The organism is Inquilinus sp. OTU3971, from assembly GCF_038440215.1.
Genome location: NZ_JASATH010000004.1, coordinates 37947 through 56222 on the forward strand (window position 1 = coordinate 37947; position 18276 = coordinate 56222).

An 18276-nucleotide genomic window follows, 5' to 3' on the forward strand; every position below is an offset into this window, starting at 1 on the left:
CCGGAGCCGGCGCGCAGGAACAGGCTCAGCGCCTCGCGCGCCGCCCCGGCATTGTCGAGCAGGATGAGTCCGGCCCGACGATCCGGTCGTCACGGCTGATCCGGATCAGCCGCTGCCCGTTGTCGAGGCACTGGACGTCCGGTTCCGGATGACGGCCGAACGACCGCTTCCGGCGTGGTGCAACCCGTCGTCTGCGGTCCCTTCCCATAAATACCTATTAGATTGACGTCCGACGGCTTTATGAGATTATTATTGATAATTCTTGATAGTTAGATCGAAAGAAAACGTCGCAATCTGGCGACTTGCTCCAGGGAGCCAATAGACCCTTCAGGAGAGACGCTGAGACCCTTCGTCAACCAGGGGGTATCGGGTGGGTTATGCCGCTCTCGCCAGATTGGCTGGACGGACGGCTCTTGATGGGCTGTCCGTGGGGGTGCTTGTCCTGGCGGCTTCGATCCCGGTCGCCCGGGCCGAAACCGTCGAAATCCGTCTCGAGCCGAACCAGAGCATCCGGCAGATCTCGGAACGCTATCTGGGCGACCCTGATCTCTGGCCTGAAATCCTCAAGGCCAGCAATCTGGCGTCGGTTGCCCAGCTCTCGCCCGGCCAGCCGCTGCGGGTGCCGGTGGATCTCGTCGCCGCCGCCATGCGCGCCCTCGAGCGCTGTGCCGACCAGATCAGGGCGGCGAACCTCGCCGGCGCCCAGCTGTTCGCGCCGGACGAGATCGGCAGGGCCGTCGATCTCTACGACCGGGCGCTCGGCCGTCGCGTCGAGCGCGCCTGGGGCGACGCCAAGGACCTCGCCCTCGAATCCCACTCGGAGGCGACGAAGGCCCTCGTCCTCTCGGAAGAGCGGCGCGACGAGGCGGCCGAGGCGCTGCTGAGCGACAGGAACGGACGGGTCGAGGCCCAGAAGCCGAAGGATCTGGCGTGGAACGACGCTCAGCTCCGCGCCGTGCTGGTGGAAGAGGAAAAGGTCCGTACCCTGTCGGACTCGACGGCGCAACTGACCTTCCGGGATGCCAGCCGGCTCAGGCTCAACGCCAATTCGAACGCCATCATCCAGGAGATGCGCTACGACCCGCTGACCCGGCACGAGGAGGCGAAGGTCAGCCTGGTCGAGGGCGACTTCTACGCCCTGCTCGGCAGCGAGAGCGAGCGCACCAGCTTCGCCGTCGACATCCCGGAGGCGAAGGCCCGCATCGAGTCCGGCGACTTCTGGGTCAGCAGCGACGCGTCCGGCGCCAGGTTCACCAATTACGACGATCGTCCCGTCGCCGTCGCGGCCAGCGGCGAGACGGTGGTGCTCGGGCGGAACGAGGGGCTCGTCCTCTCCACCAAGGGCAAAGCCGGCGAGAAGCGCGCCGTTCTCGGCGCTCCCCGTCTTTCCGCGCCGGCGAATGACGGCGTCGCCTACAACAGCGCGGCCGAGCTCGCCTGGGCCGGACCCGAGGGTGCCGGAGGCTACTGGCTCGAGATCGGTGCCGACCAGTCGTTCGACACCATGCTGGTGTCCGAGTTCGGCCTGCAGAAGCCCGCCTTCCACGCCGAGCAGCTGCCGCCCGGCGAATATTATTGGCGGGTCTCGGCTCTCGACGCCTTCGGCCTGCCCGGCGAGCGCAGCGCCCCCTGGCGCTTTACCGTGGTGATCGACAGGGTCGCGCCCTTCCTGAGGATCGAGGCGCCGGGCGAGGGAGCAATCGAGCGCGACGCCGCGATCGAGATCCGGGGCGAGACGGAGCCGGGGGCCGCCGTCTCCGTGAACGGCCATCCGGTCGAGGTCAACGCCCTCGGACGGTTCGCCGGGCCGCTGGCGGCCAGCGAGGGGGAAAACCGCCTCGAGATCGTCGCGACCGACCCCGCCGGCAATGTCACGCGCGTGCTGCGCAGCTTCAGCCACATGCCGGACCGGTCGGAGCCCGTCGTGCTGGACGCGTCGGTTCCCCGGGATCCGGCGGGCCGGGTGCTGGCGGCCGGCGACACCGTGTCCCTCGCCGGCCGCACGAAGCCGGACTCGCGGATCGATGTCGTCGGGGCCGACGGCGGCCTGCGCGGATCGGCCGCCAGCGACCCGGCCGGCCGCTTCGCCCTCAACATCGCGCTCGGCGCCGACGAGGACGCGCTCTCGGTCGTCGTCACCGCCCCGTCGGGCTTCCGCACCGCCCAGAGGCTCGACATCGTGGTCGACCGCGAGCGGCCGACCATCACACTTTCGGAGGAGTTGCCCCGGCTCACCGCCTCTGGAACCGTGTTCGTCAAAGGGCAGGTCGCCAAGGCCGGCGCGACGCTCCTCCTCAACGGCGGCGAGATCATGCTGAAGGACGGCGCCTTCGACGAGATCGTCAGCCTGCGCGCCGGCGACAACCCGATCGAGCTCGTCGCCTCCGACGGGCTCGGCAACACCGACGTCGCCCGGTTCACGGTCACGCTCGACGAGGATCCGCCCCGGCTGGTCGCGGCCAAGCTCACGCCCGAAACCGGCGATGCCGGGTCCTTCGCGGCTCTCGAGGTCCGCGCCTCCGACGCCTCGGGGCTCGCGGCGACGGCGCTTGCGACGGTGGGGTATGGGGCGGAGGCGGCCGACGGCGTGCTCCGGTTCAATCGCGCCACGCAGACCTATCAGGGCTCGATCCCGGTCCCGCGCGGAGGGCTGAAATCGGCGGCGGTCAGGCAGGTGGAGCTCACGGATGCCGCCGGCAACCGGCAGTCATACCGCATGGATTGAGCGGGAGATCATCGAGGGAAGGCTTGGGCGGGGGCGATGGGCAAGACGGCAGGACACCCGAGGACAACAGCGTTCGGCATCGCCCTGGCTGTGCTGGCGGGGGCATGGGCGTCGCCGGTGCAGGCCGACGAGAGGCCGGCCCTGATCACCTTCGGCCGGGATGCGCCCACCCGGGAAGGCGATTTCTACCGTGAGCAGACGATCTATGTCAGCGTGCCGGAGGGCTCGACCGAGCGGCTGTGGATCAATGTGTTCGATCCCGGGATCGGCCCGGAATTCGACCAGACGATGGGGCCGGCCGGGGCGAACCGGACCCGCTACGCGGTGTTCGGCGGCGCCGGCGCGTTCTGGGTTCCCCCGCTGGTTCCCGCCGTGCCATCGCCCGAGCAGTCGGCTGCGGGCACGTTGATCACGGAGAAGGTCTTCGGCGCGGAGCCGGAGGCGATCGGCCAATGGCGGAATGTGGCCGTCGTCGATCCGCGCCAGGGCGACGCCGTCGACGGGCGGCGGATCTTCCGCCTGCTGGTGCAGGGCCTCGAGGGGGCCGCCGGCAACGTCTACGACGTCGCGGTGAGCGCCCGCGAGACCCGGCAGGTAAACCCCGAGGGGCTGGAGGTCTTCGCGTACCGGCCGGTCGTCCGCGTCCCCGATCAGAGATCCTTCGCGCAGCTGCGGTTTCGCCCGCCCGCAGGGGCCGACCGGCTGGTCGTCCATGGCTTCGATCTGGCCCATGGGACCGTGCAGCTGACGACCGACTTCTCCTCGGTTCCGCTCAATGCGTCCGGCCAGGACGAGTGGCGGACGACCGAGGTCTCTCCCGTCCCGGGCACGGAGGGGGCGGAGGCCGCTCTCGACTTCGGCCGCGGCGTGGAGATGCCGAACGACGCCACCTTCATGATCGCCGATGCCGCGGGCGCGCCGGTGCGGTTCGAACTCCCGGTGAAGCTGTGGCCGGCGCTCGTCCGGCCGAAGCCGGCGGTCGACCGGGTCGATCTCGCGGCCTGCGGGTCGGTCTCGTTCAACGCCGGCAGGTCCGTCGATCCGAAGGGCGGTCAGCTGGCCTATCGCTGGGACTTCGGCGACGGCTCCTCCGCCGACGGTCCGCTGGTTCGTCACGACTACACGGCGCCGGGCCGGTACCGGGCCCGTCTGGAGATCCTCGGCTCCTCCGCCAGGATCGGTGACGGGGCCGCAACCGATCTCCAGGTCGACGTGCAGGTGCCCCCGGAAGCCCGCATCGCGTCCCCCGTATCCGCAGCGACGGGCGCCGAGGTCACGTTCGACGGCAGTGGGTCGGTGGCCGGCAGGCTGCCGATCCGGCGCCTGACCTGGCACTTCAACGACGGAACCACGCTCGCCGGCGCCAAGGTCAGCCGGCGCTTCGACAAGCCGGGCCAGTACCTCGCCAGCCTGACGGTCGATGACGGCTCCCGCGAGCCCTGCGGCGCCGACACCGTGGAAGCCTCGATCGTCGTCAACACGACGCCGGTCGCCGTTGTCGGCCCCGGCCGCCGCGTCTCGGTGGGCGAGAGCATTGCCTTCGACGCCCGCCGGTCCTTCGATTCCGACGGCCGGATCACCGCGGTCGCGTGGGATTTCGGCGACGGCACGCGGAGCATGGCCGCAGAGCCGCCCCATGCCTATGACAAGCCCGGCACCTATACCGTCACGCTGACCGTCGCGGACGATGCCGGCCTGCCCAACTCGACGGCATCGGCCACGGCCACGATCGTCGTCAACGCCCCGCCGCTGTCCGTCGCCGGTCCCGACCGGACGGCGGCCGTCGGCGAGCCGCTGGCGTTCGACGGCTCCGCCTCCAGCGACCCGGACGGCCGCCTGTTGGCCTGGGACTGGGATTTCGGGGACGGCCGCGGGGGGAGCGGGGAACAAACGACCTACGCCTTCAGCCAGCCCGGCCTCTATCGGGTGAAGCTCACCGTGCGGGACGATTCCGGCACCGATTCCGCGACCAATGAAAGCACGCTCAGCGTGCGGGTGAACCATCCCCCGGTCGCGCTGGCCGGCGCCGATCAGTTGGTCACCGCCAGCGCCGTGACCTTCGACGGCACCGCCTCCACCGATGCGGACGATGCGATCGAGGAATATGCCTGGGATTTCGGGGACGGCAGCACCGGCACCGGGCCCAGGCCGACCCATGTCTACGAGACCCATGGCCTCTATCAGGTCCGCCTGACGGTGACCGACCGGTCGGGAACGAAATTGAACGCGGCGACCGACAGCCTGACCGTGGTGGTCAATGCCCGGCCGGTCGCCGATGCCGGGCCCGACCGGATCGTCGCGCCCGGGGAAAAGGTGGTGTTCGACGGTAGCCGCTCGCTCGACCAGGACGGCGACATCACCGACTATCGCTGGGACTTTCGCGACGGCAGCGTGGCGAGAGGCCGGGTCGCGTCGCACAGCTTCGCCCGGCCGGGGATCTATGATGTCAGGCTGGCGGTGGCCGACGACAGCGGCGATGCCGACGCCGTCGACTACAAGGAGGCCAGGATCACCGTCAACGCCGCGCCGGTCGCCGACCCGGGCGCCGACCGCATCGCCGCGCCGGGCGATGTGGTCAGGCTGAGCGCCGTGAATTCCTATGATCCGGACGGCCGCATCGTCAGCTATCGCTGGGATTTCAGCGACAGCGGCAAGCCGGCGTCCACCGCGCAGATCGAACGGACATTCACCGAGCCCGGGCTCTACACCGCCCGCCTCACCGTGGCCGACGACAGCGGCGCGTCCAACGGCTTCGACTCCCGCGAGGTCGAGATCGCGATCAACCACGCGCCGGTCGCCGACCCTGGCGCCGACGTGGTGACCGAAAGCCTGGTCGTCTCCTTCGACGGCACCGCCTCGGTCGATCCGGACGGGGATGCCCTGAGCTATCGCTGGGATTTCGGCGACGGCGCCTCCGCCATCGGCGCGACGGTGCAGCACACCTATGCGGGTGGCGGCACCTACCCGATCATCCTCGTCGTCGATGACGGCAAGGGCTTCCGGAACTCGGTCGATCAGGCCGCCAGGTCCCTGGTCATCCACAAGCCGCCGATCGCGAATGCCGGCGGCAATCGTGAGGTCTGCACCGGCGACGTGATCACCTTCGACGGATCGAAATCCGTCGATCCGCAGGGCGGTGCGCTGCGCTACACCTGGGATTTCGGCGACGGAACCAGCTCCGGCATCGTCAACCCGACCAAGACCTATCGCAGCGAAGGGGTCTACCCGGTCACCCTGTCGGTGAAGGACAGCGCCAACCTGTCGAACAGCGACGATGTCGACCGGGTGTCGGTCAAGGTCGATCAGGGGCCCTTTGCCGATGCCGGCCCGGATATCGAAGCCTGCGCGATGTCGCCGATCGATTTCGACGCCTCGCGCTCCTTCGATCCGAACGGGACGATCAAGCGCTACGACTGGGATTTCGGCGACGGCAAATCTGCGATCGGCGAGAAGCCGAACCATATCTACGAACGTCCCGGCGATTACCGGGTGTTCCTGAAGATCGAAGGCCAGCGTTTCGGCAAATGCGATCCGCATTCGACCGACGAGATGTCGGTCAGGATCCTGCAGGGACCGGCCGTCAAGATCGACGCCCGGGCGGCGGCGCCGCTCGGCGAGGTCGCCTTCGACGGCTCCGGCTCACAGATGCCGGGCGGCAGGATCACCGGCTGGCATTGGGATTTCGGCGACGGCGGTACCGCCGAGGGTGCGACCGTCAAGCACGTCTTCACCGAACCCGGCCGGAAGAAGGTCACCCTGGCCGTCACGAGCGATTCGACCTCTCCCACCTGCCAGCGGGTGTCCGGCACGCATGTCGTGGACATCAATGCCGCGCCCGTCGCCGTGATCACGGCGCCCGAGACCATTTCCCAGGGCGAGGAACTGCTGCTCGATGCCAGCCGATCGCATGATCCGGACGGGGCGATCGCCGCCTACAGCTGGGACTTCGGGGACGGCGAGACGGCGACGGGGGTCCGGGTCAACCATCGCTTCGGCACCGCCGGTGCCCGCAAGCTGCGCCTGACGGTCGCCGACGAGGCCGGGGTGGAGAATTCGTCCGCGACGGTCGAGCAGATGCTGATCGTGCGCCCGCCGCCCGCGCCCGACATCGGCCTGCCGGCCGCCGTCTGCACCGGCGAGGACGTTCGTCTCGTCGTCGACGCGGCGGCGAAGCCGGAGGGCGGCGGCTGGCGCGACGCGGGCGAGACGAAGGGAGTCCGTACCTTCGTCAGGCGGTTCGAGCATCCGGGCCGCTACGACGTGACGGTCATCCCCGATGATGGCCATGCTTTGGCCGTCAGCCGCCGGCCGCAGACCCGCATCCTTCACGTGAACCGGCCGCCGGTGCCGGTGCCGGGTCCGCAGCGCCTGGTCTGCCCGATGACCGAGGTCGCCTTCGACGGCACGCCGTCCTACGACGACGACGGCCAGATCGTCCGCTATCGGTGGGATTTCGGCGACGGCGAGAGCGCCGAGGAGGCGAAGGTCACCCATGTCTTCGAGCGGCCCGGGACCTATGATGTCGTGCTGACCGTCACCGACGACACGGAGTCGAGCTGCGCCGTCGCCCGCAGGTCGGCGCGGGTCGTGGTCAATGCGCCGCCGATCGCCGATGCCGGGCCGAATTTCGAGGCCTTCGTGGGCGGCGCTGCGGACGCCGTGCTGCTCGACGGCACGCGGTCCAGCGACCCGGACGGCGGTGCGCTGACGCAGGTGTGGCGGATCGGCGACGGCACGGTCGAGACCGGCGAGCGCGTCCGCCACCTGTTCCGGCAGACCGGTGAGATCCCGGTGGCGCTCACGGTCACCGACAGCTCGGGGCTGCCCTGCGGCGTGGCGACCGACGACACCGTCGCCACGGTCCGCCGGCGGTCGCCGCTGCAGGTGACCGGAATGCCTGCGCCCGGATCCCAGGAGTGAGCTCGCTATCCTGGCTCCTGTCGCTGAGCCTTCGCCGCAAGCTGCTGCTGTTCTCGGCGCTGATCGCCGCGCTGCCGCTCCTCTTCGCCGGGCAGTCGCTGATCCGGATCGCCCGCGACGAGATGAAGAGCGCGGCCAATGAACGGCTCGTCACCACCGTCCGCGAGGTGACCGGCCAGATCGACGACATCTATGAGCGTGCCTGGCTGGCTCCCCTCCTGCTGATCCGCAGCGCCATCGACAGCGACAAGATCAGCGTCGGCGAGAAGGTCGCCATCCTCACCCACGGCATCGCCCAGCTGCCGGACATCGTCGCCCTGCAGATCACCCTCGATGGCGGCCGGCTGCCGCTGGTGATCTCGCAGAACCGGTTCAGCACGAAGCTGACCGAGGCGGGCATCCAGCCCTTGAGCGTGCTGCGGGCGGCGCCGGAGGTGATGCTGGCCGCGGCGGCCCCCGATGAAAAGACGGATGCATGGGTCACCGCCATCACTTATGAGCCGAAGACCGAGGCCTGGCTCGCGACCGTCGTCCTGCCGCTCGAGAGCCGGTTCAGCGGCGCGCGCGCCGTGCTCTCGGCGAAGATCGATCTCGGCCGGATCCGGGGCTTCATCATGAGCCAGCCGTTCCGCCAGGTCGGCATGATCACCACGGTCGACGCGGAGGGGCGGAAGCTGTTCGACACTGAGCTGGACGAGTCGGGCCGGGTCAAGCAGCTGGGCCGGCGCGACATCGTCAGCGAGGCGCTGGACGCCCGCGAAGGCAACCGCTCCCGGGCGATCAGCGTCGAGACCTATCTGCGGCCGGACGGAACTCCGATGCTGGGCACCTTCTCCTTCACCCGCAGCTTCGACTGGGCCGTCATCGTCGAGCAGAAGGAGGCGGACGCCTACTACGCCGCCGACATCATGATCGAGAGCCTGTTCTTCTGGGTGATCGGCGGGCTCGCCGTCGCCGTCCTGGGGGCCGCGGTGTTCGCCCATCGCATCAGCCGTCCGATCCTGGCGATCGGCGAGGCGGCGAACGAGGTGGCGAAGGGAAACTATCACGTTCAGGTCAAGACCGTCCGCTCCAGGGACGAGATCGGCGAGCTGGCGAAGCGCATCAACAACATGATCGTGCAGATCAACGAACGCTTCGAGCTGGCCAAGTTCGTGTCCCACGGCACGATGGATGCCATCCAGCATTCGGACGAAACCGGCGTTCACCTGGGCGGAAGCCGCTGCGAAGTCGCGATCCTCTTCGCCGACATCCGTGGCTACACGGCCTTTGCCGAGAGCCGCGACCCGGAGACCGTGGTCGAGACGTTGAATTACTATCTCGCGGCCCAGGCCGACCTGGTGGCCGCCCATAATGGCGACATCGACAAATTCGTCGGCGACCAGGTCATGGCCGTGTTCCAGGGCCCCACCATGGCCGCCGACGCCCTGCGCTGCGCCACGGCCATGCAGAAGCATATGGCCGATGCCTCGGCGGCCAGCCCCGACCGGGACCTCGCGATCGGCATCGGCATCGATATGGGCGAGGTGGTCATGGGCGCGATCGGCGCTCGGGATCGCATGGACTTCACCGTGCTCGGGGATCACGTCAACATTGCCGCCCGCCTGTGCGCGGCCGCCAAGCCGAAGCAGACGCTCGCAACCGTCGCCGTGGTCGAGGCCGCGGCAGGCCTGGACCTGCCGCTCGCATTCCGCGCGCTCGACCCGATCGCTCTCAAGGGCAAGAGCGTACCGCTCAGCGTCTATGACATCCAGCCGGCGAGCCGCGCGGTCGCCTGAAGCGACCGGAGCCCTGCAGCCTGATCCATCCAATGCAGGCGCCTTGGCGCGACCGGCCCGACGGGTCCGCCTGCAGCCGAGTGCGGCTGTCCGGGCAGATGTCGGACCCCGAACACGCAGAGGCATGGCCCGATCCCCTCGAAATGGGGGATCGACGGCCCCTGGCAGCGAGGCGCTAAATAGGCGTGGATGCCGTGGTCCTAGGCGCCATCCAGTCCGACCCGGGGCTATCCCCACCATGCTCCGGGTCGGATTGAATCCCGGCAGTCCCGCTCACAGGTCGCGCTGGGACTCGAGAGCTTCGAATTGCCGGTTCCAACGCCGGAGTTCGCCATATCCGCCATCTGGCATCCTCGCCTGGATGCCGACCCCGCACACAGCCGGCTCCGCGACACCATCATGGCGGTGGGTCGGGGTGCGTATCCGTAAAGGCATGCGATTACGCCGCAGCTTGGAAGCGACAGAAACCGGTTTACTAAACCGGTTTCTGTCGCTAGCGTGGTGGTCGGAGGCAGGATGGCGACCATTCGCGACGTCGCGCGGGAGGCGGGTGTTTCACCGGCCACGGTCTCGCGCTATCTGAACGGCAATATCGAGCTGCCGGCGGAGACCGCCGGGCGGATCGACGCTGCCTCGAAGCGGCTGGACTATCGCCCGAACCTGCTGGCCAAGCGCCTCAGCCTCGGCAGCTCCGAGACCATCGGCCTGGTCACGCCGGAGATCGCCAATCCCTTCTTCGCCGCGCTGGCCGCGGCGGCGGAGGCCGAGGCGCGGCACGCGGGCTTCTCGATCCTCTTGAGCAGCACCGGCGGCGACCTGGAGATGGAGGCCGCCAGCATCGACCGGCTGGCGGCGCGCCATGTCGACGGGCTGCTGGTCCTGACCAACCGTGTCGATGACGGGCGCCTGCGGGACCTGATCGACGGGCGCACCGACGTGGTCGTGCTCGACGAGGACGTGCCCGGCGCCAGGGTCACCCGGATCTTCGTCGAGAACGAGGCCGGCGCCTGCGACGCCACCCGTCACCTGATCGCCGCCGGACATCGCCGCATCGCCCATATCGGCGGCCCGGAGCGGCTGCTGAGCACGGAGGAGCGCTTCGCCGGCTTCGCCCGGGCCATGGCGGAGGCGGGGCTGCCGGTCGAGGATGGGCTGGTCCGCTTCGGCGCCTATGAACGGGATTTCGGGCGCGACGCGACCCGGGCGATCCTCGCCAATGGCCGGCCGACCGCCGTGTTCACCGGCAGCGACTACATCGCCATCGGCGTGCTGGAGGAACTGGCGGCCCATGGCCTGTCGGTGCCCGGCGACCTGTCGCTCGCCAGCTTCGACGACATGCCCTTCGCGGACCTCCTCAGCCCGCCGATCACGACGGTGCGCCAGCCGATCGAGGCGCTCGGCCGGCTCGGCATCCGGACACTGCTGGCGCAGATCCGGGGCGAGGAGACGCCGCCGATCCAACGCCTGCCCACCGAACTGGTGATCCGCAAATCCGTCGGACCGCCGCCGCGGAAGGCCAACACGGCAGGCTGATCGCGAGGCCTGCCGCCGGGAAGAAACGCGACAACAACACCACGCAGAGGAGAGCTTCATGATCCGACTGAACGCACTGATGTCCGCCGCGGCGCTGGCCGGCGCGGCGATGCTGGCCGGCACCGTACAGGCGCAGGCCGAGACCATCGCGCTGGTGACGATCAACCAGCAGGCCCTGTTCTTCAACCAGATCAACCAGGGTGCGCAGAAGGCGGCCGACGCCGCCGGCGCCAAGCTGGTGATCTTCAACGCCAACAACGTGCCCAGCGCCCAGAACGACGCGATCGAGAATTACATCACCCAGAAGGTCGACGGCATCGTGCTGGTGGCGATCGACGTCAACGGCGTGAAGCCGGCGATCACGGCCGCCAAACAGGCCGGCATCCCGGTGATCGCGGTCGACGCCCAGATCCCGGACGGCGACAACGCCGCCTTCGTCGGCGTCGACAACCTCAAGGCCGGGGAGGAGATCGGCAAGCACACCGCCGACTATGTGAAGGCGCAGATGGGCGGCAGCGCCAAGCTCGGCGTGATCGGCGCGCTGAACTCCTTCATCCAGAACCAGCGGCTGGACGGGTTCAAGAAGGCGCTCGCAGCGTCGGGCGTCAAGGTCGACATCGTCGACACGGTCGACGGCCAGAACGTCCAGGACGTCGCCCTGACGGCGTCGGAGAACCTGATGACCGCCAACCCGGCCATGACCGCGCTCTACGCCACCGGCGAGCCGGCGCTGATCGGCGCGGTCTCGGCCGTCACCAGCCAGGGCCGCACCGGCGACATCAAGGTGTTCGGCTGGGACCTGACCGCCCAGGCCATCGCCGGCATCGATGCCGGCTGGGTCGCCGCCGTGGTGCAGCAGGACCCGGCCACCGAGGGCAAGGTCGCGGTCGAGAGCCTGCTGAAGCTGAAGAAGGGCGAGACCGTGCCCGCGATCATCAACGTGCCGGTCACCATCGTCACCAAGGCCAATGTCGACCAGTTCCGCGGCATGTTCAAGTAACCCGCCGAGGCTGCCCCTTCGCCCGGAGGGGCAGCCGCCGACGCAGCGATAGCATGGAGGGACCGTTGGACGAATCCGTCCGCGTCCGCATGAGCGGCATCTGCAAGCGCTACGGCGCGATCCAGACGCTCGAGAATGTCGACCTGACCCTGCGCCGCGGCGAGGTGCTGGGGCTGGTCGGCGACAACGGCGCCGGCAAGTCGACGCTGAGCAAGGTGCTGTCCGGCGCCGTGATCCCGGATGCCGGCACGATCGAGATCGACGGCGCCGCGGTGCGCTTCGACAGCCCCGCCGATGCCCGCCGGCACCATGTCGAGATGGTCTATCAGGACCTGTCGCTGTGCGACACGGTCGACGTCGCCGGCAACCTGTTCCTGGGGCGCGAGCCGCGGCGCGGCATGCTCGGGATGTCCTTCCTCGACAAGGGGCGGATGCATGCCGAGGCGCGGACGATGCTGGACGGGCTGGGCATCCGCATCCCCAACACCTGGCTGAAGGTCGAGAACCTGTCGGGCGGCCAGCGCCAGAGCATCGCCATCGGCCGCGCCGCCTCCTTCGACCCCAAGGTGCTGATCATGGACGAGCCGACGGCGGCGCTGGCCGTCGCCGAGGTCGAGGCGGTGCTGGAACTGATCCGCACGGTCAGCGCCCGCGGCGTCAGCGTCATCCTGATCACCCACCGGCTGCAGGACCTGTTCCTGGTCTGCGACCGCATCCAGGTGATGTATGAGGGCCGCGCCATCGCCGAACGGAACATCGCCGACACCAATATCGAAGAGGTCGTCGACCTGATCGTCGGCCGCAAGTTCACCGCCCGGTCGGCCCGCATGGCCGCGGGCCCGGAGGCGCGGGCATGAGCACGGCGGGGAGCACTGCGATGAGCGAGGAGCGGGCCCATGGCGTCCCTGGCCCGGCCAAGGCCGACCGGCCGCCGGGGCTGCGCCACCAGGTGATGGCCAATGGCGGCGTCGCCAGCATCTTCATCTTCTTCCTGGCCGTCTGCATCCTGTTCGGCCTGGTCACGGACAGCTTCCTGACCGAGGCCAACATCCTGAACATCCTGCGCCAGAGCGCGCCGCTCTTGATCGTCGCCACGGCGATGACCTTCGTCATCACCACCGGCGGCATCGACCTGTCGGTCGGCTCGATGCTCGGCCTGGTCGGCGCCCTGTCGGCGGTGCTGCTTCAGGCCGGCGTGCCCTGGCCGGCGGCCCTGGTCGGGCTGGTCCTGCTCGGCGCCCTGATCGGCGCGGTGCAGGGCTTCTTCATCGCCTATGAGGGCATCCCGGCCTTCATCGTCACCCTGGCCGGACTCGGCATTATCCGCGGCGTCGCCTTGCTGATCACCCAGGGCTATTCGATCCCGGTCGATCCCGGCAGCGCCTTCGTCATCATCGGCCGCGGCTGGGTGGCGGGGCTGCCGCTGCCGGCGATCATCGCGGTCGCGGTGCTGGCGCTCGGCATCCTGATCTTCACCCAGACCCGGTTCGGCCGCTATGTCACAGGCATCGGCGCCAATGCCGAGGCGGTGCGCCGCGCCGGCGTGAACATCCGGCGGGTGACCATGCTGGTCTATGTCCTGTCCGGCGCCGCCGCGGCGCTGGCCGCCGTGGTGATCGCGGCGCGGCTCGGCAGCGGGTCGGCCAATGCCGGGGCGGGGTTCGAGCTCGACGTCATCGCCGCGGTGGTGCTGGGCGGCACCAGCCTGTTCGGCGGCCGCGGCACCATGATCGGCACCGTGCTCGGCGCGCTGACCGTGGCCGTGATCGGCAACGGCCTGATCCTGGCGCATATGTCGCCGTTCCTGACGCCCATCATCACCGGCGTGATCATCCTGATCGCGATCTGGCTCAACTTCCGGATCTTCCGGACCACGACCCGCCGCTGAGGCCCACCATGACGACAGACACCATCGGCGTGCGCTCCGGCCAGGTCATGACCGTGCTGGGACCGATCCCGGTCGAGGCCATGGGCGTGACCCTGATGCACGAGCACATCCTGCTCGACACCTCCAGCTGGTGGCGCCGGCCGTGCTGCGCCAGCCACATCGCCCTGGCCGAGAAGCCGATTGACATCACCATGATCGGCGAGCTGCGGATGAACCCGTTCCTGAACCGGGACAACTGCTTCCTGCTCGACACCGACCTGGCGGTGGAGGAGCTGGGCAAGTTCGCCGAGCTGGGCGGCGCCACCGTGGTCGACCCGACCTGCTTCGGCATCGGCCGCGACCCGGAGGCGCTGCAGCGCATCAGCCGGCGCACCGGGCTGAACATCGTCATGGGCTCCGGCTACTACCTCGGCCAGTCGCACCCCGAGGAGGTGCGGACCATGGATGCCGACACGATCGCCGAGATGATCGTGCGCGACGTTGGCGGGGCGCCGCCGCCGGCGGACGATGACGGGCCGGTGATCCCGGCCGGGCTGATCGGCGAGATCGGCGTCAGCAAGGACTTCACGGCCGAGGAGGAGAAGTCGCTGCGCGGCGCCGCCCGCGCCTCGCGCCGCACCGGCGTGCCGCTGTCGATCCACCTGCCGGGGTGGGAGCGGCTGGCCCATCGCGTGCTGGACGTGGTCGAGGAGGAGGGGGCGGACCTGCGGCACACTGTGCTGTGCCACATGAACCCCAGCCACAACGACCTGCCCTACCAGAGGGCGCTGGCCGACCGCGGCGCCTTCCTGGAATACGACATGATCGGCATGGACTACTACTATGCCGACCAGAAGGCGCAGTCGCCGAGCGACGAGGAGAACGCCCGGGCCATCGTCAGCCTGATCGAATCCGGCCATGAGGACCGGCTGCTGCTGTCGCAGGACGTGTTCCTGAAGATGATGCTGACCCGCTACGGCGGCTTCGGCTACGGCTACATCCTGAAGCATTTCGTGCCGCGGCTGCGCCGGCACGGCATCGATCGCGCCACGATCGACCGGCTGCTGATCGACAATCCGCGGCGCGTCTTCTCCGCCGCCCACAACACCAAGGCCTGACTTATGGCGAAGCACAAGATCCTGCTGGCGGGCGAATCCTGGGTCTCGACCGCGACCCACATCAAGGGGTTCGACCAGTTCCCGACCGTGACCTACCACCAGGGCGCCGAGCCGTTGCTGGACGCGCTGAAGGACTCTCCCTTCGACATCCACTACATGCCGGCGCATCTGGCGCAGCGCGACTTCCCGCAGTCGCTCGAGGGCCTGCAGGCCTATGATGCGGTGATCCTGTCCGACATCGGCGCCAACACGCTGCTGCTGCATCCCGACACCTGGATCCACAGCAAGCGCACGCCGAACCGGCTGAAGCTGCTGCGCGACTATGTCCACGGCGGCGGCGGCCTGCTGATGTTCGGCGGCTATTACAGCTTTCAGGGCATCAATGGCGGCGCCCGCTTCCACAAGACCGCGGTGGAGGAGGTGCTGCCGGTGGAGATCCTGCCGGTCGACGATCGGGTCGAGGTGCCGGAAGGCTTCGATCCGAAGCTGGTCGCCGACCACCCGATTCTGGCCGGGCTGCCGGGCCCCTGGCCGGCGCTGCTCGGCTTCAACGAGGTCAGGCCGAAGGCGGGCGCCCAGGTGCTGGCCACGGTCGGCGCGGAGTATGGCGACCTGCCGCTGCTGGTGGTCGGCGACTACGGGCGGGGCCGCACTTTGGCCTGGACCTCCGACATCGGCCCGCACTGGCTGCCGCCGGAATTCGCCGCCTGGGACGGCTATGGCCGCCTGTGGTCGCAGGCGCTGGCCTGGACGATCCGGAAGGCGTAGTCCGTCCGCCATGACCGTCCACGTCGTCGGCAATGCCTGTCTCGACACCCTCTACCGGTTGCAGCGCTTCCCGGAGCCGGGGGAGACGATCGTGGCCGACGGTATGGCGGAGGATCTGGGCGGGAAGGGGCTGAACCAGGCGGTCGCCGCGGCCCGCGCGGGCGCCCGGGTCCGGCTGCTCGCCGCGGTCGGCTCGGACCGGCCGGGCGAGGCGGTGGCGGAACGGCTGGCGGCGGAGGGGATCGACATCGCCGGCCTGGTCCGGCTGGATTGTCCGACCGACCGGTCGATGATTCAGGTCGATGCCGCCGGTGAGAACACCATCGTCAGCGTCACCGGCTGTGCCGACCGCTTCGCCCCGCCGCAGGGCACCGACCTCGACACAGCGCTCAAGGCCGGCGACCTGCTGCTGATGCAGGGCAACCTGCGGATCGCGGCGGTGCGCGACGGATTCACCCTGGCCCGCAAGCGCGGCGCCGGCACCGTGCTGAACCCGTCGCCGATCCGCGACTCCTATGCCGCGGTGCTGCCGCTGACCGACCTGCTGGTGGTCAACCGGGGCGAGGCCTGCCGCCTGAGCGGCGATGCCGACCCGCACCGGGCAACGCAAACCCTGCTGCGCCGCGGCGCAGCCATGGTGGTCGTCACCCTCGGCGCCACCGGTGCGTCGCTGGTCACGGCGGAGGGTCGGCGTGACTTCCTCGCGCCGGCGGTGGCTGCGGTGGACACCGTCGGCGCCGGCGACCTGCTATGTGGCGTGCTGGCCGGGCTGCTCGACCTCGGCGCCACGATCGAGACGGCGCTGCCCACGGCCATCCATGCCGCGGCCATCGGCGTGACCCGGCCGGGCGTCCTGTCTTCCTTTCCGACGCGGGCGGAGATCCAGGCGATCCTGCCCGCTGTCCTGGCCCGAGGAGGGGCCGAGCGATGACCGAGGCCAAAGCCGTCGCCGAGACCCGCGGCCACGCCATCCGCGACATCTTCGGCCGGACCAAGGCGGTGATCGGCGTCGTCCACCTGCTGGCGCTGCCGGGCGCGCCGCAATACCGCGGCGGCGGGGTCGAGGTGATCACCGACCGCGCCATGGCGGATGCCGAGGCCTATCTGGCCGGCGGCTGCGACGGGCTGATCGTCGAGAACCACGGCGACATCCCGTTCTCCAAGCCCGACGACATCGGGCCGGAGACGGCGTCGCATATGGCGGTGATCGCCGACCGCATCCGCCGCCAGTTCGGCAAGCCGATCGGCATCAACGTGCTGGCCAATGCCGCGATCCCGGCCTTCGCCATCGCCAGCGCGGCGCAGGCGGCCTTCATCCGGGTGAACCAATGGGCCAACGCCTATGTCGCCAATGAGGGCTTGGTCGAGGGCGAGGCGGCGCGGGCGCTGCGCTACCGCGCCCGGCTGCGGGCCGACGGCATCCGCGTCTTCGCCGACGCCCATGTCAAGCACGGCGCCCATGCCATCACCGGCGATCGGCCGGTGGAGGAGCTGGTGCGCGACGTCGAATTCTTCGACGCCGATGCGGTGATCGCCACCGGCCAGCGCACCGGCCATGCCGCCGACCTCGACTATATCCGCACCATCGCCGGCGCCACCGCGCTGCCCTCGCTGGTCGGCAGCGGCGTGACGTCGGAGAACGTCAACGCCATCCTCGGCGTGGTCGACGCGGTGATCGTCGCCAGCGCGCTGAAGCGGGACGGGGTGTGGTGGAACCCGGTCGACCCGGAGCGGGTGCGCCGCTTCATCGCCGGCATCGACCGGTAGGCTTAGAGACTGGTCTCTCAGCCCAGCTTGCGTTCCTGCAGGATGTTGCCGCCGTCCACGACGAGAAGCGAGCCGTTCACATAGCTCGCCTCGGCCGAGGCCAGGAAGACGACGGCCGCCGCCACCTCGTCGGGGGTTCCGGCCCGGCCGGGCGGCGTGTGCCGGGCGGCGATCCGCTCTTCCTCCGTCGAGGCCCCGGTCTCGATCCAGCCCGGCGCGACCGCATTTGCGGTCACCCCGTAGCGGGCGACCTCGAGGGCCAGGGCGTGGGTCAGCCCCACCATCCCGGCCTTTGCCGCCGAATACGCCGCCTCCCCCGGATTGGAGACCAGGGGGCCCGTCACGGACGCGACATTGACGATGCGGCCGCCCCGCCCGCTTTCCGTCATCGCGCCCAGGAAGGCGCGCGTCACCAGGAACGCCGTCTTGAGGCTGACATCGATCCCGGCGTCCCAGTCGGCTTCGTCCAGTTCCAGGAACGGGCGCTGCACGGCCGGCGCCGCCACCGATCCCATGCCCGCATTGTTGACCAGGATATCGATGGCGCCCACGTCCTGGCGCAGGCGCGAGACGTCGGCGGCCTTGGTCAGGTCCGCCGTGTAGGAGGTGACATCGAGGCCTTCCGCCCGCAGTTCCGCGGCTCGGTCATGAATGCGGTCGGTCGCCCCGGTGATGAAGACGGTGAGCCCCTTGTCCGCGAGCCTGCGCGCGATGGCGATACCGATGCCGTCCCTGGCGCCGGCGCCGGTGACGAGGGCTGTGGTGAAGACGGTCATCGCATCGGCCTTCCGGGTTCTCGA

12 protein-coding genes are annotated in these 18276 nt (G+C 69.6%); 11 read left to right on the forward strand and 1 reads right to left on the reverse strand.

Features of this window, described 5'->3' with window-relative positions; all coding sequences use genetic code 11:
- Positions 1–427 precede the first annotated feature (427 nt).
- The 11 genes from AAHM41_RS01895 to AAHM41_RS01945 all read left to right on the forward strand — a co-directional run bounded on the left by AAHM41_RS01895 (position 428) and on the right by AAHM41_RS01945 (position 17476).
- Positions 428–2725, forward strand: a complete 2298-nt coding sequence (locus AAHM41_RS01895) for a FecR domain-containing protein (protein ID WP_342234804.1) — start codon at positions 428–430, stop codon at positions 2723–2725.
- 36 nt (positions 2726–2761) lie between these two features.
- Positions 2762–7645 (forward strand): PKD domain-containing protein, encoded by a 4884-nt coding sequence (locus AAHM41_RS01900; RefSeq protein ID WP_342234805.1) that lies wholly within the window; start codon positions 2762–2764, stop codon positions 7643–7645.
- Positions 7642–9423: an adenylate/guanylate cyclase domain-containing protein gene (locus AAHM41_RS01905; RefSeq protein WP_342234806.1), complete on the forward strand. Its 1782-nt coding sequence runs from the start codon at positions 7642–7644 to the stop codon at positions 9421–9423. The genes AAHM41_RS01900 and AAHM41_RS01905 overlap by 4 nt, the downstream gene beginning before the upstream one ends.
- 516 nt (positions 9424–9939) lie before the next feature.
- Positions 9940–10956 (forward strand): LacI family DNA-binding transcriptional regulator, encoded by a 1017-nt coding sequence (locus AAHM41_RS01910; protein ID WP_342234807.1) that lies wholly within the window; start codon positions 9940–9942, stop codon positions 10954–10956.
- 58 nt (positions 10957–11014) lie between these two features.
- Positions 11015–11956: an ABC transporter substrate-binding protein gene (locus AAHM41_RS01915; protein ID WP_342234808.1), complete on the forward strand. Its 942-nt coding sequence runs from the start codon at positions 11015–11017 to the stop codon at positions 11954–11956.
- Positions 11957–12021: 65 nt separating this feature from the next.
- Positions 12022–12813 (forward strand): ATP-binding cassette domain-containing protein, encoded by a 792-nt coding sequence (locus AAHM41_RS01920; protein WP_342234809.1) that lies wholly within the window; start codon positions 12022–12024, stop codon positions 12811–12813.
- Entirely contained in the window at positions 12810–13844 is a 1035-nt protein-coding gene (locus tag AAHM41_RS01925; RefSeq protein ID WP_342234810.1) for an ABC transporter permease, read from the forward strand. The genes AAHM41_RS01920 and AAHM41_RS01925 overlap by 4 nt, the downstream gene beginning before the upstream one ends.
- Before the next feature lie 8 nt (positions 13845–13852).
- Complete coding sequence (locus AAHM41_RS01930) at positions 13853–14941, forward strand: phosphotriesterase family protein (protein ID WP_342234811.1); 1089 nt, start codon at positions 13853–13855, stop codon at positions 14939–14941.
- 3 nt (positions 14942–14944) lie between these two features.
- Positions 14945–15709 carry a glutamine amidotransferase gene (locus tag AAHM41_RS01935; protein WP_342234812.1) on the forward strand — a complete coding sequence of 255 codons (765 nt, stop codon included), beginning with the start codon at positions 14945–14947 and terminating at the stop codon, positions 15707–15709.
- 10 nt (positions 15710–15719) lie between these two features.
- Positions 15720–16640 carry a ribokinase gene (locus AAHM41_RS01940; protein WP_342234813.1) on the forward strand — a complete coding sequence of 307 codons (921 nt, stop codon included), beginning with the start codon at positions 15720–15722 and terminating at the stop codon, positions 16638–16640.
- Positions 16637–17476, forward strand: a complete 840-nt coding sequence (locus tag AAHM41_RS01945; protein ID WP_342234814.1) for a BtpA/SgcQ family protein — start codon at positions 16637–16639, stop codon at positions 17474–17476. Before AAHM41_RS01940 ends, AAHM41_RS01945 begins: the two co-directional genes overlap by 4 nt.
- A 17-nt stretch (positions 17477–17493) precedes the next feature.
- On the opposite strand, the gene AAHM41_RS01950 is transcribed toward AAHM41_RS01945, so the two are convergent.
- Positions 17494–18252 carry an SDR family NAD(P)-dependent oxidoreductase gene (locus AAHM41_RS01950; protein ID WP_342234815.1) on the reverse strand — a complete coding sequence of 253 codons (759 nt, stop codon included), beginning with the start codon at positions 18250–18252 and terminating at the stop codon, positions 17494–17496.
- Between the last annotated feature and the right edge of the window lie 24 nt (positions 18253–18276).

What these genes read in the sequence shown, in the direction of transcription:
- AAHM41_RS01900 (WP_342234805.1), top strand. Translation starts at nt 2,762, where the DNA reads ATGGGCAAGACGGCAGGACACCCGAGGACAACAGCGTTCGGCATCGCC.
- AAHM41_RS01910 (WP_342234807.1), top strand. Translation starts at nt 9,940, where the DNA reads ATGGCGACCATTCGCGACGTCGCGCGGGAGGCGGGTGTTTCACCGGCC.
- AAHM41_RS01915 (WP_342234808.1), top strand. Translation starts at nt 11,015, where the DNA reads ATGATCCGACTGAACGCACTGATGTCCGCCGCGGCGCTGGCCGGCGCG.
- AAHM41_RS01925 (WP_342234810.1), top strand. Translation starts at nt 12,810, where the DNA reads ATGAGCACGGCGGGGAGCACTGCGATGAGCGAGGAGCGGGCCCATGGC.
- AAHM41_RS01930 (WP_342234811.1), top strand. Translation starts at nt 13,853, where the DNA reads ATGACGACAGACACCATCGGCGTGCGCTCCGGCCAGGTCATGACCGTG.
- AAHM41_RS01935 (WP_342234812.1), top strand. Translation starts at nt 14,945, where the DNA reads ATGGCGAAGCACAAGATCCTGCTGGCGGGCGAATCCTGGGTCTCGACC.
- AAHM41_RS01940 (WP_342234813.1), top strand. Translation starts at nt 15,720, where the DNA reads ATGACCGTCCACGTCGTCGGCAATGCCTGTCTCGACACCCTCTACCGG.
- AAHM41_RS01945 (WP_342234814.1), top strand. Translation starts at nt 16,637, where the DNA reads ATGACCGAGGCCAAAGCCGTCGCCGAGACCCGCGGCCACGCCATCCGC.
- AAHM41_RS01950 (WP_342234815.1), bottom strand. Translation starts at nt 18,252, where the DNA reads ATGACCGTCTTCACCACAGCCCTCGTCACCGGCGCCGGCGCCAGGGAC.